Raw genomic sequence first — 16,312 nt, 5'->3', positions numbered from 1 at the left:
CCGCTAAGGTCGCCTAGATTGGCGACCTTTTTTATGCGTTAGATTCGAGTAACGACACCGAACCAACCACTTGATTGCGTCCGGTGCGTTTAGCTTGATACAAAGATTGATCGGCCGCGTTGAAAAGGGCATCAAAATTAAAGTCGCGTTGATTGACCTCAATCACCGAATAACCGACCGAGACCGTCAGTGCTCGATGAATTGCGCTCTGTTCATGCAAAATATTTTCTTGTTCGATGCTAAAGCGGATACTCTCGGAAAGTTCAGCAACATTTGGCGCTTCTTGCGCCACGACCAGCAAAGCAAACTCTTCACCGCCAATTCGACAAAACACTTCTTGTTCACCATTTGCATGACGCTCCAACACACTGCCAACTCGCATCAGGGCAATATCACCTTGCAAGTGACCATAGTGATTGTTGTACAAACCGAAGAAATCAATATCGACCAAGATCAATCCATAGCATCGAATTGCTGGCTGTTGATCGTCACAAAAATCTTCTAACAACGACTCAAGCATGCGGCGATTGCCTAAGCGAGTTAATGGATCAAGTTTAGACAGGGTTTCAAGTTGCTCATTGGCCTTTTGTAACTCTCGGGTGCGCGCTTTAACCTCTTGTTCTAGGTTTTCGTTCAGTTCGTGAATCGCTTCTTGCGCGCGCGTTCGCAGTAAAACTTCGGTCAAATTTGAAGCAAACATGCGAATCATTTCTCGAAGCTGGTGGGTCAACGGAGTTCGCTTGAGCAAATTATCGGCCGCGATAAACGCGATCGGCTCACCACTATTGTTGACCAACATCGTCATTGCCGTCCAACCAAAGCCAACGATATGGAGATCATGATAGATGGGAACAGACTCTTCAAATACCACATCATTGGGGCTGATGCGCGCAGCATTGACAATCGAGCGGTCAACCGTATCAGAGCGGTAATAAGATTCATCAACCACATTGCCTTGTATGTCGGTGCCCCAAGTGCCTTGCATATGAGAACACTCTTTATCGGTCAAAAAAACCGCAAAGCGATCAATGCCCAAGCGATTGATTGCAAACGTCACCGCAGATTTGCACACTTCACTGACCGTCATACAACGTGACAACTCGACCATGCTAGTGTGGAGCATACGTACGTTTTGCTCTTGACGTTTGCGGATGTAGATTTGCGCCAACAAGGAACCAAATGACTCAAGCATCTGCTTTTGATAGGTGGTAATCGGCATGCGATGGATATAGTTATCCATCGCAATCCAGCCAATCACTTCATCACCATCACGTAAAATAAGCATCGCATTCCAACCTTGGCCAACGACGTTACCTGCCGTATAGAGCGGCGCATCTTCAAGCACGATTAAGCTTTCTTTACCTTCAAAAAGCGCGTTAATGTAGCCCTCTTCTAATTGGTGTAAATCAAATTGGGTGTGATGTTCACTGACGGTCTGACCTTGTTCATTGGTGCCATAAGTACCGTTAAAGCAGCGTTTTTTGATATCAAGCAACATAAAGCAGGCGCGATCAAAACCTAATTTATCGCGAATCACTTCAATTGAGAGGCGAAATAGTTGATCGAGATTAGCAGGGTTGGAGAGCTCGACCGCGACCTCTTGCACTAACTTCATATTGTCAATAAACAGCTCGCGCTGCTTAATCACATCAAGGTATTTCGCTTCTTTAATATCACGCTGTTTAAACTCTTTCGCTGCCTCAATTTCAGCGCGCACGCACTGCCAGCGCGCGGCGATAATTTGCAGCGTATCAAGCTGATGATTATGATTGAGTTTATCTAGCTCAGCGGTGTTGAGGCTCTCGACCACCAGATAAATGCGTTTTTCTGGATGATTGTCGAGCATAAGCACATAACTGTGCGCGCCCATCACAGTGCGATAACGCCATTGGCAGGTATTCATCGCGAGTGGAATCAGACCATCAGAGGTATCAAACTGTGAGACCCAAGCCCAAAAGGTGTCTGGATAGTGTTCAAGTTGAGCAGGTTGACCGTAGCTAAAAAGAAACGGCGCCACTTGATCCGACTTAGGTTGTGAAAAAATCGCCATATGTTTAGGCTTTAATGCATCGTCAAGATACTGAAATAACGCATTGGCCAAGAAACGTTGGTTTCTGGCTGACAAAATATCCTTGAGTAACATCCGTGAAAACATACCGCGCAACTAAACCTAAGTACTATGACATGACTAAAAATATCAGCTCAAGGTATGCAATCAAATGTATTTATCAGCAGCTGTTAAGTGACTCGCATTTCACTTTTTGCAACTTATCGGGATATGATAGAAGCAACAATTTGCATAATTGTATGGTGATACTTGACCGACCAATATGCCGCGATATTTATCGTTTTAGTGATGATCGATTAGAATAAAACCATAACCTTGCCAAGGATCAAGTTGTGCGTAAATGGCTGCCAATATCCGCTTTAGTCCTGAGCGTTTGTGCTCAGGCCCAAGTTGATTTGATTAAAGTGGATAAATCAAAGCGTCGGATGTATCTGATTGAAAATCATCAGGTGATCAAAGAGTATCGTATTGCCCTTGGTAAACAACCCAAAGGGCACAAAATACGTGAAGGCGACCAGCGCACACCAGAAGGCCGTTACTCTTTAGACTTTGTTCTCGAAGACTCCGACTTCTATCGCTCGATTCATATCAACTACCCCAACCAAGCCGATATCGATTATGCCATGCGGCTCAACCTCAACCCTGGTGGCGATATCAAAATCCATGGGCTGAAAAATGGTGAAGTTCGCCCAGCCAACTTTGTACAAAGCTTTGATTGGACGGATGGCTGCATCGCCATTACCAATCAACAGATGGATGAACTGTTAACGTTGGTGACGATGGGCACACCGATCGATATTAAATGGTAACTTGATACTGAGTAGAAGATTGATACTGAGTAGAAAAAGGACATCAAGGCCAACGACTTAGGCCTTTTCTCGGGTTACCCACCAGCACATCAATGATCCCACCGTGACCATGACAACGCCTTCAATAAAGCTCTGAGTCAATACCAAGCCAAGGATAAATGAGGAAATCACCGTAGAAAGCACAGGGGTAAAGTATGACAACGTCGCCAACAGCAACATGTTGCCACCAATAATGGCGTAGTTCCACAATGCATAGCCACTGCCCATCGCAATACCAGAAATCAGCAGTAACGTGCCCGACTCTAGGTTAAGCGTCATGCCAGTTTCGCTACTTAACGCATACTTTATCCATAGCGTAATAGCCGTCATAATAAAAAACAGCGTGATTGCATTTTGTCCATTCGAAATGCGTTTGGTTAAATTACAGTAGATCGCCCACAAAAACGCCCCGACAAACGCCATCGCATAAGTCACGGGGTTCGTCGCCACATTGGCCGCAATTTGAGCTAGCGTCAGACCTTGCTCACCAGTGATGCTCCATGCCACACCAAAAAACGCTAACGCGATACTTGGGTAAACCAACACGCTGGTTTTTTTGCCACTACTTAATACCGCAAGCAGCACGGTCAGCGCCGGCCATAGATAATTGATTACCAACATCTCTACCGCTTGTTGACGTGAGTTAGCCATGGCTAGCGCCAGCGCAAGACAGATCTCATAGGCGACGAACAGGCCGCCGCCAATCAATACATAGCGCAGTGAATAAAGACGCCATTTAGGCACGCCCATCACTAGCACAAGAAACACAGATGCGACGGTATAAATTGAAGCTGCGCCGCCTACTGGGCCGAGCATTTCGGTGACGGCACGCGCGAATCCCATCACGCTACTCCAGAGTAAGATCGCCGCGATGCCAGCAAGGGTAAACTTATGTGAGCTTTTGAACATTATTATCGCCCAATGAAAAAGCCGGACGCAGCGCCCGGCTCCAATGATACGTGATTAACTTAAATAATTTCCCAACTGTGCGTCATCTCAACGCCTTTACCAAGCATTAAACACACCGAGCAGTATTTTTCTAAGGAATCTGCTGCCACTTGAGCAACTACCTCAGGTGATAAGTTGTCACCTGTCACTTCAAAATGAATATTCACTAACGTAAAAATACGTGGCGCGGTTTCGCGGCGCTCGGTGGTTAGCTTAGCAACACACCCAGTGACGGCTTGTCCTGCTTCTTTCAAGCCATCAACCACATCCACCGAACTGCAACCACCTGCCGCCATTAACACCATCTCCATTGGGCTTGGTGCCGTGGCACCACCATTGCCGTCCATCACGACTGAATGGCCTGATTGTGATTGGCCTAGAAATTTAAATTCTTCGACCCATTTGACTTCAGCTTGCATCTTTTCTCTCTCGTTAGTTTGATTGCGGTGTATCGGTTGGGAATATCACCCCAGTTTGACGACGAATATCTTCAAGTAACTTAGCCACGATTAGTGAACGCTGAGTACAACTGTCGTTCATCGCTTTATTTTGATGTTGAGCGGCAAACTCCAACGCCTCATAGTACATTGGATTCGACTCTTGTTTAACGCTCAGATCAATGCCTATATTACTGCCACGGGTGTATTTGGTGATCGATTTCGCGATTGAGATCATCTCAATCAGTAATGCGCCATCTTCACCTTGGATCTCACTCGGCAAATATGAATCGCTGGTTTTCGAATGTTGCAGAACCACTTCAAAACCGTCGTAATTCAATATCACACTACCGCTACCATCGACACCAGAATCAAGTAACTGCGCTTGTGCCTGAACCGATGTCGGTTCACCGAATAACTCCACCGCGGAGCTTAAACAGTAAAAGCCGATGTCCATAATTGAACCATTGGCAAAATCGGGGTTAAAGGTATTCGGGTTTTCTCCGGCCAAATATTTCCCGTAACGTGATGAATATTGGCAATAGCTGATCAACGCTTTACGCACTTTACCAATAGAGTTTAACGATTGCTTGAGACGTTTAAAGTTCGGCAAATGTGGCGACATAAACGCTTCAAATAACAGTACGTTATTTTCACGCGCGACCTCAAACATCTGCTGCGCCAGTTGATAATTGGCCGCCATTGGTTTTTCAACAATAACATTTTTGCCCGCGCGCATCATTTGCATCGCTTGCGGCGCGTGCAGTACGTTAGGACTAGCGATGTAGACGGTATCGACCCTGTCAGAGTCGGCTAATGCCTGCACATCATCAAACAAGGTTGGTGAGTCATACTTACTGGCAAACTCTTGCGCACTCTCAAGACGACGCGAGTAAACCCCGGTCAGTTGGTATTCACCCGAGTTAAGCGCCGCTTGGACAAATTGATCGGTAATCCAATTGGTACCGATAACCGCCAGTTTTATCATTCTATTTTCTCCCTAGCTCATCATGATTGAGGTGATGAGTCTGACCGTTACTACACCGTCCAGACGACTCGCACAGCGAGCAAAATCAGGACGACACCAGACAAACGATCGATGATTAACGCTTTAGAGCGAATTTTATCAATTAATCTTGGGCTGGAAAGCAAAAAAGTAATTAAGGTGTACCACAAGCCATCAACCACGAAGGGAGTAACAACAATTAGTCCTTTTGCCGCGATGCTATCCCCAACCGCGACAAATTGACTGAACAGCGCGATAAAGAACAGCGCAATTTTCGGACTGAGCAGAGAAATCAACAAACCTTCGCGAGCAGATTGCCACACCGTAGTTTTGCGACCAGACTCTAATCGCTCTGTCACCCCACCTTTAGAACGCAACGCATTGTAACCTAGGTACACAAGATACGCGCTACCTGCATAACTGATGGTTTTAAACAGCAGTGGCGATTGTTGCAACACAACCGCCAAACCAATTAAGGTGACAAACGCATAGATGCCGATACCAAAAGCGTGAGCCCACGCAGTCGCAAGCCCATTAAGTCTTCCCCCCGCGAGGCTGTGCTTGGCGATCATCGCCAGACTTGGCCCTGGGGACATGGCGCCCAACAAGCAAATAGTAAACAGTGAAAACCAGATAGTGAGAGTCATGCGATCAATCCTTTAAATTATCTTGATGCGTAATGTGTTAGTCAGTGACTTCAACATAACCCACTAGCAAAATGACTTGAAATCAAAGTTACTCATTTAAGTAATGATTTTAAGTCATACCAATTGAATAAGGTGAGGTGCGCATTGCAGCCAATACCTTGTCACGCATCCAATGGTGCGCTTTATCTTGATCGTATTTAGGGTGCCACATCAACCAGTAACAATGTGGTTCGCTGGAAAAAGGCAACTCTCGATAGGTGAGTGGGTGATTTCTCGCCAGATTACGGGCAATATGCTCGGGGACTATCATTAGATAATCACTACTGATCAAAGCATTCACCGCAGCAGAGAAAAACGGTACTTTAAGTGCGATCCGGCGCTGATAGCCCGCATGTTTTAACCCTATGTCGGCGTTGCTGTCTTTATCGCCGCCGCCCGTCACTTTAAGGTGAGAAAAGGCCGTCAAACGTCGGCAACTTAGCGCTTCATCACTATCAAGTGGATGCCCTGTACGCATCAAACAAACCGAGCTATCTTGACCAATTTGGACATTACTCAACGACTCTGGAGGCTGCGCCAGCATGGTTGACGCAAGGTGAATACCCGTTTGTTCAAACGAAGCAAGAAAGTCTGGCTGCCAAAGCCGATAAGCAATATTCACTTGCGGCGCTTGCTCAACCATAACCGCAACCAGATCTGGCAGGATATATTGCGCAACATAGTCACTCGATGAAATAACATACTCTTGCTGCCATAACGCCGGTTCAAATGAGGTATCAGCGAGAAGCTGCTCAAATTGTTCTAGCAGCACACGCAGTTTGTGCTGCATTTCCAGCGCTCGCGGGGTTGGGACCAACTGGTTACCACTGCGGACTAACAGAGGGTCTGCGCACAATTCACGTAACTGCGCAAGCTGACGACTCACCGCTGACTGAGTTAAATTGAGCCGTTGCGCCGCATGGCTTACATGGCACTCTTCTAACAACACATGCAGTGAACGCAGTAAATTGAGATTAATATTATTGAGCATGATTTAAGGTATAAATAATTCCGTCAAGACCGTGTGGGTCATTAAATGGCGCAGTTCAGGGATTTGTTGTAAATCATCACGAATCGCATTCAAACGCGCCATGCTTGCAACTTCGACGTATAATATCGGTGTCGCCACTACCACTTCACGCTATCAATTTGGTCGATGCGCCCTGTATAAGTCTCACAGCAATGCGTCGAACTCGACATATCAAATGTTAATGCCAAGTAGGGTTTGCTCGGTCATCATCCTAAAAGTGGGCGCTTATGACAGTGCTGCTTTAGATAGTACCTCAATCCCTTGGATCCCTGAACAGCGGTTTGGCGCTCAATTTAAAGCACTGATCAGCGTGATTGGGTTTACTGTCTGCTTTGCCAGCGTCAACCTCTATACTCAAAGCCTGTCACGGATGCTGTGAGCTCAAGCGCGCGACTACAAACCAAGCAGAGCTAAACAGCGATACTGACGACCTTGTCACCACAAATCGTAACAATGGTCTGCGCATCAATCTTTCGCCACTCTCCTCCGGGCTCTAATGGCTCAGACGCAAGCACAATGTCTGAGCCACGTTGTTTGATAAACACGGTTGGCGCATCACCACTAGAGCTGTAACGAATCACCCAGAACTGTGTTCCGTCTGAGATACAGATTGACGCTTTGAGCGGATCCTCAATAGCTTGAGTTTCCATCAACTGGACAATATCTCGCAAAGTGGTACGTATCGCCTTGATCGGATTATCACGTAAGCCATTTTGTAACATCAACATAAAAATCAATTCACTGTCTGTGGTGCCTTTACGTTGTAAAAATTGCACTTCGCATAATTGACGTTCAAGCAGATAGCGTAACTGATCAAAACCACCGATTTGACCGTTGTGAAGAAACATCCAGTTATCGATAATAAATGGGTGACAGTTTGAGCGCGAGACTTGAGTGCCCGTTGAAGAGCGCACATGCACCATAAAACGGTGTGAACAAATATGGTGAGTCAGAGAGCGCAGGTTCTCATCCCCCCAAGCAGGCAACACGTCATGAAACTGCCCGGGCGTTGTACGATCGGTATACCAACCAAGGCCAAAACCATCCGCGTTAACCCGAGTAACCGCTTTGCGCGCATCAAGACTTTGATGCACCAGCGAGTGTTCTGGCTCATAGACTAATTGGTCGAGATAAATCGGGCTGCCTTGATAGGCCAACCAACGGCACATAGCGTTTCCTTGAGTGTTTACATACCTATTAATAACAGCATGATTTAAAGCTTTCAGCAAGCAAACGACGGTTTAATCAATAGACTAACACCTATCTGGCTATGGCCCCGTGATGATGGCGCTTTTTTATTCTTGGGTTGATATCAAACCGATGGCTTTTTCGTATACTAAATCAGTGAATAAGGAGAGTATTTATGTCAACCAAAGAGCGCAGCTTACCCACACACAGACTGTCGAGATTGGGCAAATTTGCCTCACTCGCCACCCGTGTCGCAGGCAATGTGATCAGCGAAGGAAGCAAACAACTGGCACAAGGCAAGAAGCCTAAGGCGCGTGATCTTCTTCTAACACCGCAAAATGTATCACGCCTAACCGACCAACTCGCTCACCTACGCGGCGCAGCAATGAAACTTGGACAAATGTTGTCAATGGATGCCGGCGATATCTTAGAGCCTGAGTTGGCGGACATTTTGGCTCGACTGCGCTCCAGCGCAGATCCTATGCCGTCCAAACAGCTTAATCAAGTCTTGGTCAATGCTTTAGGGCCAGAGTGGAAAAATGAGTTTCTCGCGTTTAATTTCAAGCCGATTGCCAGCGCGTCTATTGGTCAGGTTCATCAAGCCTACAGTGATGATGGAGAAAAACTGGCGGTTAAAGTGCAATATCCGGGGATTCGTCAGAGCATCGATAGTGATGTCGATAACGTCGGAACACTACTCAAGATCGTCGGATTGATTCCAGAGTCTGTGGACTACAAGGGCTTACTTGAAGAGGCAAAAAAGCAACTCCATGACGAAGCCGATTATCAACGCGAAGCTATGTTTATGCAGCGTTACCGACAGGCGCTTAAGAGCAGCCGCCACTTTGTGGTGCCTAAGCTGTTCTCGAGCAGCAGTTCGCAATCTGTCCTTGCCATGAGCTTTATCGAGGGCAAGAGCATCGAAAGTATCGAAGACACCAACCAACAAACCCGCGACTTTGTTATGAACGCTTTGCTTGAATTGCTGTTTAGGGAGCTGTTTGAATTCAAGATAGTGCAAACAGACCCCAATTTTGCCAACTACCTCTATTTAGAGCAGAGTCAACAAATCGGGTTACTCGATTTTGGCGCTACTCGTGAGTATAGCGAGCGATTGAGCTCTGGGTACAAAAATGCCTTTACCAGCGTGATACATAATGATAAACAAGGGCTTAACCAGGCTCTTGAGCAAATTGGCTTTTTTAGCCAGGGTATTCTGCCCAAACAGCGTCAAGCGGTTCTTGAACTGGTTCATATGGCGTGCGAACCGATGCTGGTTGATGAAGAGTATGACTTCAAAGCCAGTGGATTGGCACAGCGTCTTCGTGACGCAGGAACCATACTGAGTATGGAACAAGACTACTGGCATACTCCGCCTGCCGACGCCCTCTTCCTACATCGCAAAATTGGCGGCATGTACCTATTGGCTGCGCGAATCGGTGCAAAAGTAAACATTCGCCGCCTAGTCATGCCATATCTTAAAATCGAGCAGCAATAGAGTATTGTTTTTCTGCTACTTTAGAGTAACTTGAAGGGTAATTTATAAAAAATCTCTACATCGAGGTACTCTGTGAGTCAGTTTCAGGATCTCTCTCTGCTTATCGAACAGATTGGCAAAGCTGATGAGGAGCAACAAGCAACAATCCTTAATGACGCCATCGAACAAGGTTTAGAGCCAGGTTCTGTCGCGCTCATACTTGAAGCTTTTCCCATTGAAGAGCGTGTCAAGCTGTGGCGCAGCCTTCCACTTGAACTGCACATTGAAGTTCTAACTGAGGCGCGTGCTGAAGTACGTCACTCGATTATTGACCAACTGTCCGATACCGAGCTCAAACTGACGCTGGCAAAGCTAGACAATTTATCGCTCATTGAATGGGCTGACTCACTGCCGGAAGAGATCATTAATGAAGCACTGCATCTGATCGAGAAAGATGAGCTGGAGCTCTACGATCAAGCCAACCAATTCCAAGATGATGAACTCGGGCGCTGGGCTGAGAGAAAAGTGGTTACTCTGCCATTCAATATATCAGTGGAAAAAGCCAAAGCCTTGATGGAGCGTTACAGCTATGATGCTCCGCAACAGATCTACCTAATCAACAAACGTAAGCAGTTTCGTGGATTGGTGAGCTACATTGACCTGCTGCGAGCGGAGCCGAATGATCGCTTACGTAGCCTAGCGATAGAGAACGTGCTGACCTTAGATGCCAAGCTCACCCTCGCTGAAAGTATTGAATCACTAGAACACTCCTCCCTGTCTGCCATGCCTGTGGTCGACGAGCAACAAACCCTGATCGGTGAAGTCGACTGGCACTTTGCATTAGGCACTCAACGTGAAATTTATGAAGCGCGTCTGATGGCGGGTACCGGTATGGATGAAGGGGACGATCTGTTTGCACCGGTCATAAAAAGCTCGCAAAAACGTGGCGTTTGGCTTGGAATCAACTTACTGACGGCCATTTTAGCCTCGGTGACGATTGGCCTATTTGAGGATGTGATTGCACAGGTGGTGGCACTGGCAGTGCTGATGCCTATCGTCGCCTCCATGGGCGGCATAGCAGGCAGCCAAACCTTAACTCTAATGGTGCGTGCTATGGCGCTCAACCAGATCACAACAGGAAACCGCTGGGCACTGCTTAAAAACGAGATAGGAATTGGCTCAATCAATGGTCTTCTTTGGGCGCTGATCATCGGCGCATTAGCAGGGCTCTGGTTTCAATCCACTGTGTTGGGCGCGACCATCGCACTGGCAATCATTGTCAATATTATCACCGCCGCCATGTTTGGTGTGTTGATTCCGATTGTACTTGATAAACTTAAACTTGATCCCGCGCTAGCAGGGTCGGTTATCTTAACCACGGTCACCGATGTAGTTGGTTTTTTTGCCTTCTTGGGTACCGCAAGCTTGGTCATGATATAGACCGAATAACGACAAACTCATTATTAGCATATTTGCTAGCTTTTGCATTTTGCAATTCCAATATGCAACCAAGTCGATTAATTAGAGCCCAAAAAGGCGATATTCTACGCAATACAACGCTATAAAAGTTGGCACATATACTGCTCTATATTAAATGACCCTTAATAAGCCGAGGGTCACCTAGCCAACTGACGTTGTTAGTGAACTGGTTTTGTTCACACCTATATCGGCCAATCTCACTCCTTGAGGTTGGCTTTTTTTTGCCATTATTTTGTTGTTAACAGAACAGATAGAAAAAAGTAGCAGGTAGCAAAAAGGCAAACTAACGCTGATATCGCCTCTTGTAACCATACCTTTCACGCAAAAGAAAACCCCACTAAACTCTCGCCTAGTGGGGCCTATTCTTACTCGCAGCAATCCGGCTACTAATAGGTGCTCCCTGCATCTATTCCTTGATAGTAGGCTGAATCCTTCAGCACTTTCCTTATCATCGCCTTCCTAGCGGTGTCCCTGATTCTATCATCCTGATAGAGGTTGCCTTAGTCCGTTAAGTGTCCATTGCCTTTCCTTGTGTAACCATCCTAGTTACTAGCGTCCAGCCAATGTCCTTCGCTTTCCATGCCAATTATTCATCCTGAATAATCGAATCTTCATCCTGAAGATGACCTTTCCGTGGGTCTTTCCTGTTCCGTGTCTGCTCCTTGCTGACCACTTAAGATTATTCGATTGAGTCACTTTCACAATCATATTTTCAAGAAAATACTTCATGGAAATTGCCCAAAAAACACAAAAATCAATATAAATTAAATAGTTATGACTTATATCTAGCTATTTTCCTGGCTTGCTTTCTAACATCGCTCACGACGCCGTAAGAGATCTCTTACAAGTCTGCAGGGTAATATCTCAATAACGGTCATTTTCCGTTCAACGCGAATTGTGATCAGGGACACTGGACATCGCAAGTCGGTCAATCGCCGTTGCGCAATATGCGAGTTTTTTCTGGACTATCGATTCAGAAATTAGGATATTATGAACGCATCCACATTACACGGCTTATTACCCTACCTCGTAAAGGAAGATTGAATGATTTCTAAATGGGCGCAACGCTTTTACCAAATGGCAGAACTTGTTGGCTCTTGGAGTAAAGATCCCTCCACTCAAGTTGGCGCCGTCATTACTAAGCAAAACCGCATTGTCTCTGTCGGCTTTAACGGCTATCCGCACGGCATTTCAGATAGCGCAATGACTGACGATCGTGAAATGAAATACCTCAAAACCCTACATGCCGAAGAGAACGCCATACTTTTTGCAAAAAGGGATTTAGATGGCTGCGAAATTTGGGTGACCCACTTTCCCTGCCCAAACTGCGCAGCAAAAATTATTCAAACCGGTATATCCGCAGTGCACTGCCCTGAACAAACATCGGATTTTTTGTCTCGCTGGGGAGATAAAATCAAAGTCAGTCAAGAAATGTTCCTTCAAGCCGGGGTCAAAGTAAACTGGCTGCCTCTCGCCGATATTAGTTAATACCAGCGAGTGCGTCACTGCCGCTGCGCGCCAAACGACCATCCGTTGTTGCGCAGCGCTATTTGATACGCCTTAATCACTCCTTTAATCGCATTGTGTCACCATATCCCTCTACTTGAGCGCATCGTTTGCGCCATTGGCAAGTTTTTGCGCTACTAATTGGAAAAACTGACCATTAAAGGCGGAAATTTTTGTCTGCTATCAACGTTACATGGCCTTTCAACTGCCTCTTTCACTATTGTTGTAAAGTCGAACTCAATATTGCGCTTTCTTATTCACTAATTGAGTAGAATACGTGATCAATATCGCCTTACTACCTTTAAATATGGCAAACTATTACATAATTAATGTGCTTCAAGTATTTTTAGTCGAAAATTAAGTCTTCTAATCAAAAAATGTCAATAGTATAAACAGGCGTAAATTTACAGTATCAATCGCCACTATCAACCTATTTAACAGCATAAGATATGAACATTAATTTTTCTAGCAGAATAAGATGTTAGGCATTACAATCCTGCCGCATAAAAACTACAAAATTAACACAAGTTTTATTCCCTCTACCAGCACCCCTACAAATGCAAAGTAGAGTCAGTCCCCCAAAACGCGAAAGGTCTAACATACAATGAGCCCAGAGAAACATCTCCTAGATTGGCAAGTCAGCCAAACGATTGCGGAAACTATCTCTCCACTTCTTAGCCAGCTTTATCGCCATAAGGGCGTTGAAGTTCTACTTTTTGGTAAAACTCTAGTTAACGCGGCGACAATTGACATCATTAAAACGCATCGCTTAGCCCGCCGCTATACTGGCACCGCGCTAACGCCTCAGCAAACCCTACCTCTGATTAAAGCCCTAGCCGAAATGGAGCTCTCTCCATGTCGTATTGACGTTGGCCAACTCGCGCATCAATTTTGGCAAGGTCGCGATGACGAACACGGCGTAAAAGACTTTTTGCATACCGCTTTAATCGGAGCAATGAACGGCGAAACCGTCACTGAGCCTCGTGATGTTGTGCTGTATGGCTTCGGTCGCATTGGCCGCCTGCTGACTCGTTTACTGGTTGAAAAGTCAGGTCCGGGTTACCCGCTGCGTTTGCGTGCAGTGGTAGTTCGAGGCGGAAAAAAAGGCGATTTAGAAAAACGTGCTAGCCTACTTCGTCGTGACTCGGTTCACGGACAATTTAACGGCAGTATTGTGGTCGATGAAGAGCGTAAAGCCATCATCGCCAACGGCAACTACATTCAGTTTATTTACGCCAACAAACCTGAAGAAGTGAATTATACTCGCTTTGGTATCAACAATGCACTTGTGGTTGATAACACCGGTGTATGGCGCGATGCAGAAGGCCTAAGTCAGCATTTATTGTGTCAAGGCGCGAAGAAAGTGCTGCTCACCGCTCCTGGTAAAGGCGAGATCAAGAACGTGGTCTTTGGCGTCAACGAAGCGGTTATTGAACCTCAAGATACCATTATCTCTGCGGCAAGCTGCACGACCAACGCAATTACCCCAATCCTTAAAGCGATTAACGATGAGTTTGGCGTAGTGTCTGGCCACATAGAAACCGTGCACTCATTCACCAACGACCAAAACCTGATTGATAACTTCCACTCAGGTGAACGTCGTGGTCGTAGTGCATCGTTAAACATGGTGTTAACCGAGACTGGCGCAGCAAAAGCAGTCGCGAAAGCGCTGCCTGAACTTGCAGGTAAACTCACGGGTAATGCGATTCGAGTTCCAACGCCTAACGTTTCTATGGCCATTGCCAACCTCAACCTTGAGAAAGGCACTGATAAAGAAGCGCTTAATACTTACCTCAGAGAAATGGCGCTAACGTCTGAGCTGTCTGCTCAAATAGACTACACCGAATCGACAGAAGTGGTGTCAACCGACTTAGTCGGATCGCGCTTTGCTGGTGTGGTTGACGGCGCCGCGACCATCGCGCAAGACAACCGCTGCGTTTTATACATCTGGTACGATAATGAATTTGGCTATAGCTGTCAGGTGGTCCACTGTATGGAACAGATGATGGGTGTACGTTACAAAACTTACCCAACCAAATAGCGCTTAATAGTTTATAGAATATCGCGGAGCTCACCTTCGCCAGCAAAACTCCACAACATAATACTTATAATAATCCCCCATATTGCCATCCTCATTTATGTGAGGATGGCCTTTTTGCTTCCTCGTTCATGTTTGATTCATTTTCATTTTGTTACTTTGTGCATAACGTAAGAGGTATTGATGATGAATAAAACTATTTCGACTATTCTGGCTCTGTTTGTTGGCGTTATCGCGCTTCTTTTCAGTCTGATGCTAGCGATTCCATTAACGATTGCCGCATTAATCACAGGCAAAAAAATTGAGAAGTCGCTCAAGATGCAACGCAGTGCGTTTTCTCAGCAAAACGACGCCTCTGTATTGGAAGGGGAATATGAAGACGTATCGAAAAAATAAGTGTGAATCGATTTGTCATGCGCTCTCATTCATTTGAGTGTAACGGCCAAACCTTGACCACTCAGGCCTCATCATTTCTGCCCTTTTGCTATAACTAAAGCCATCGTTATCAATAGTGGTTGCGCTACAGTATGTGGTTTGTTATTAAAGAGTGATAACAATAACAACTTAGGAATAGCCGATGAGTACGGGTAAACGCGATATCACACTGCGCTTTCTTGCCGAACCGAGCGATGTAAATTTTGGTGGCAAAGTCCACGGCGGCGCCGTGATGAAGTGGATAGATTTGGCCGCCTACGCCAATGCCGCTGCTTGGAGTGGTAAATACTGTATTACTGCCTATGCTGGCGGAATTCGTTTTGTCGCACCCATTCATGTGGGTAACTTGGTTGAAGTCAGCGCTAAGGTCATTTATACCGGTCGAACCTCAATGCATATCGCGATTGATGTTCAGGCTAGTGACCCGACCAAGCTCAAAAATCGCCTCACGACGCACTGTATTGTTATCATGGTTGCGGTGGATCAACACGGAAAACCAACCGAAATCCCTGAGTGGACTCCTCAAACACCAGAAGATATTGCTCTGCGTGATTCCGCCATTCGTTTGATGAATATGCGCAAACAGATTGGTGAAGAGATGGAAGCTCACGTTAAGTACCTTAAATAACGACCTTGGTAACAAATCGGAGCTATACCGCTCCGGTTTTAATCAAGCCCAGTGTCATTTTTCCTTCATCTAGATTTGCTTAAATTCCTTCATACTGAAATGCGTCAATGAAGGAATATCTCTTGGCTGTTGGTAATACCACGTTGACCGAAGCGACACTATCGAATCTAAAGTCGGTCGAATACCAATGGGTACGGACTCTGTATGTCGAAGGCTACGCTGACGAGCAGATTAATCACTATATTCGTACTTGTTTTGGCGGCGATGACCTTTTTGCCGACCTATTTCGCAAAGTCGCACTCTCGCAAGAAAGTCTGTATGTGCTACTGAGGCACTTAGGTTGCGCGCCGTCGAGTCGTGAGTTATAGGCGTTATACTGAATTAAATAATCAATCGCAGGATAATTACATCGCGATTTAGTCCTGATCAAGGAATTGATACTCTGTTGAGCACCAATTGCAGACATAAAAAAACCCGGGACAAAGCCGGGTTTTGGTTACAAAAACTGTTAGTAGTCAAATAGTAAGGAATCTTGCTA

General features: G+C 45.9%; 15 protein-coding genes and 2 pseudogenes. 9 read left to right on the top strand and 8 right to left on the bottom strand.

The annotated features are described in order from the left end of the window. Positions 1-31 precede the first annotated feature (31 nt). Positions 32-2,155 (bottom strand): sensor domain-containing diguanylate cyclase, encoded by a 2,124-nt coding sequence (locus CDZ87_RS01335; RefSeq protein ID WP_100751818.1) that lies wholly within the window; start codon positions 2,153-2,155, stop codon positions 32-34. 245 nt (positions 2,156-2,400) lie between these two features. On the opposite strand from CDZ87_RS01335, the gene CDZ87_RS01330 reads away from it, so the two are divergent. Then, a complete protein-coding gene (locus tag CDZ87_RS01330) occupies positions 2,401-2,877 on the top strand; it encodes a L,D-transpeptidase family protein (RefSeq protein WP_245834618.1) in 477 nt (158 codons plus the stop codon). Positions 2,878-2,934: 57 nt separating this feature from the next. Here the strand turns inward: CDZ87_RS01330 and yddG are convergent, their stop codons facing one another. The 6 genes and pseudogenes from yddG to CDZ87_RS17275 form a co-directional block, all read right to left on the bottom strand. Next, entirely contained in the window at positions 2,935-3,825 is an 891-nt protein-coding gene (gene yddG / locus CDZ87_RS01325) for an aromatic amino acid DMT transporter YddG (protein ID WP_100751817.1), read from the bottom strand. Positions 3,826-3,884: 59 nt separating this feature from the next. Further along, the gene (locus tag CDZ87_RS01320) at positions 3,885-4,283 is read right to left on the bottom strand and encodes an OsmC family protein (protein ID WP_100751816.1); all 399 of its coding nucleotides are present in this window, start codon (positions 4,281-4,283) and stop codon (positions 3,885-3,887) included. A 13-nt stretch (positions 4,284-4,296) separates the two neighbouring features. Next, entirely contained in the window at positions 4,297-5,289 is a 993-nt protein-coding gene (locus tag CDZ87_RS01315) for a Gfo/Idh/MocA family protein (protein WP_100751815.1), read from the bottom strand. A 50-nt stretch (positions 5,290-5,339) separates the two neighbouring features. Then, a complete protein-coding gene (locus CDZ87_RS01310; RefSeq protein ID WP_100751814.1) occupies positions 5,340-5,954 on the bottom strand; it encodes a LysE family translocator in 615 nt (204 codons plus the stop codon). A gap of 109 nt (positions 5,955-6,063) precedes the next feature. Continuing rightward, a complete protein-coding gene (locus CDZ87_RS01305; protein WP_100751813.1) occupies positions 6,064-6,984 on the bottom strand; it encodes a LysR family transcriptional regulator in 921 nt (306 codons plus the stop codon). A gap of 3 nt (positions 6,985-6,987) precedes the next feature. After that, positions 6,988-7,214: pseudogene (locus tag CDZ87_RS17275) on the bottom strand (Lrp/AsnC family transcriptional regulator); the annotation flags it as partial. Positions 7,215-7,219: 5 nt separating this feature from the next. Between CDZ87_RS17275 and CDZ87_RS01295 the strand changes: the two are divergent. Further along, positions 7,220-7,399, top strand: a pseudogene (locus CDZ87_RS01295) (L-methionine/branched-chain amino acid transporter); the annotation flags it as partial. A 34-nt stretch (positions 7,400-7,433) separates the two neighbouring features. On the opposite strand, the gene CDZ87_RS01290 reads toward CDZ87_RS01295, so the two are convergent. Continuing rightward, complete coding sequence (locus CDZ87_RS01290; protein WP_100751812.1) at positions 7,434-8,192, bottom strand: class II glutamine amidotransferase; 759 nt, start codon at positions 8,190-8,192, stop codon at positions 7,434-7,436. A gap of 194 nt (positions 8,193-8,386) precedes the next feature. Here CDZ87_RS01290 and CDZ87_RS01285 point away from each other — a divergent pair, with 194 nt between their 5' ends. From CDZ87_RS01285 to CDZ87_RS01255, 7 genes are all read left to right on the top strand, one after another. Then, on the top strand, positions 8,387-9,709 hold the full coding sequence (locus tag CDZ87_RS01285) for an ABC1 kinase family protein (RefSeq protein ID WP_100751811.1): 1,323 nt from the start codon (positions 8,387-8,389) through the stop codon (positions 9,707-9,709). A 72-nt stretch (positions 9,710-9,781) separates the two neighbouring features. After that, the gene (locus CDZ87_RS01280; protein WP_100751810.1) at positions 9,782-11,128 is read left to right on the top strand and encodes a magnesium transporter; all 1,347 of its coding nucleotides are present in this window, start codon (positions 9,782-9,784) and stop codon (positions 11,126-11,128) included. Between the two features lie 1,083 nt (positions 11,129-12,211). Continuing rightward, entirely contained in the window at positions 12,212-12,655 is a 444-nt protein-coding gene (locus CDZ87_RS01275; RefSeq protein ID WP_100751809.1) for a dCMP deaminase family protein, read from the top strand. Between the two features lie 622 nt (positions 12,656-13,277). Beyond that, on the top strand, positions 13,278-14,714 hold the full coding sequence (locus CDZ87_RS01270) for a glyceraldehyde-3-phosphate dehydrogenase (RefSeq protein ID WP_100751808.1): 1,437 nt from the start codon (positions 13,278-13,280) through the stop codon (positions 14,712-14,714). A gap of 183 nt (positions 14,715-14,897) precedes the next feature. After that, entirely contained in the window at positions 14,898-15,107 is a 210-nt protein-coding gene (locus CDZ87_RS01265) for a hypothetical protein (RefSeq protein ID WP_100751857.1), read from the top strand. A gap of 181 nt (positions 15,108-15,288) precedes the next feature. Then, entirely contained in the window at positions 15,289-15,774 is a 486-nt protein-coding gene (locus CDZ87_RS01260; RefSeq protein ID WP_100751807.1) for an acyl-CoA thioesterase, read from the top strand. Between the two features lie 107 nt (positions 15,775-15,881). Then, positions 15,882-16,142 (top strand): hypothetical protein, encoded by a 261-nt coding sequence (locus CDZ87_RS01255; RefSeq protein ID WP_422641426.1) that lies wholly within the window; start codon positions 15,882-15,884, stop codon positions 16,140-16,142. Positions 16,143-16,312: the final 170 nt, after the last annotated feature.

The organism is Vibrio salilacus, assembly GCF_002811245.1.
Taxonomy (GTDB): Bacteria; Pseudomonadota; Gammaproteobacteria; order Enterobacterales; family Vibrionaceae; genus Vibrio; species Vibrio salilacus.
The sequence above is the reverse complement of the archived record's forward strand: the minus strand, read 5'-3'. Positions and strand labels throughout refer to the sequence as shown.

Coding starts and splice junctions, on each gene's coding strand:
- CDZ87_RS01320 (WP_100751816.1), bottom strand. CDS start 4,283: ATGCAAGCTGAAGTCAAATGGGTCGAAGAATTTAAATTTCTAGGCCAA.
- CDZ87_RS01290 (WP_100751812.1), bottom strand. CDS start 8,192: ATGTGCCGTTGGTTGGCCTATCAAGGCAGCCCGATTTATCTCGACCAA.
- yddG (WP_100751817.1), bottom strand. CDS start 3,825: ATGTTCAAAAGCTCACATAAGTTTACCCTTGCTGGCATCGCGGCGATC.
- CDZ87_RS01270 (WP_100751808.1), top strand. CDS start 13,278: ATGAGCCCAGAGAAACATCTCCTAGATTGGCAAGTCAGCCAAACGATT.
- CDZ87_RS01335 (WP_100751818.1), bottom strand. CDS start 2,155: ATGTTTTCACGGATGTTACTCAAGGATATTTTGTCAGCCAGAAACCAA.
- CDZ87_RS01305 (WP_100751813.1), bottom strand. CDS start 6,984: ATGCTCAATAATATTAATCTCAATTTACTGCGTTCACTGCATGTGTTG.
- CDZ87_RS01315 (WP_100751815.1), bottom strand. CDS start 5,289: ATGATAAAACTGGCGGTTATCGGTACCAATTGGATTACCGATCAATTT.
- CDZ87_RS01275 (WP_100751809.1), top strand. CDS start 12,212: ATGATTTCTAAATGGGCGCAACGCTTTTACCAAATGGCAGAACTTGTT.
- CDZ87_RS01310 (WP_100751814.1), bottom strand. CDS start 5,954: ATGACTCTCACTATCTGGTTTTCACTGTTTACTATTTGCTTGTTGGGC.
- CDZ87_RS01285 (WP_100751811.1), top strand. CDS start 8,387: ATGTCAACCAAAGAGCGCAGCTTACCCACACACAGACTGTCGAGATTG.
- CDZ87_RS01265 (WP_100751857.1), top strand. CDS start 14,898: ATGAATAAAACTATTTCGACTATTCTGGCTCTGTTTGTTGGCGTTATC.
- CDZ87_RS01260 (WP_100751807.1), top strand. CDS start 15,289: ATGAGTACGGGTAAACGCGATATCACACTGCGCTTTCTTGCCGAACCG.
- CDZ87_RS01255 (WP_422641426.1), top strand. CDS start 15,882: ATGAAGGAATATCTCTTGGCTGTTGGTAATACCACGTTGACCGAAGCG.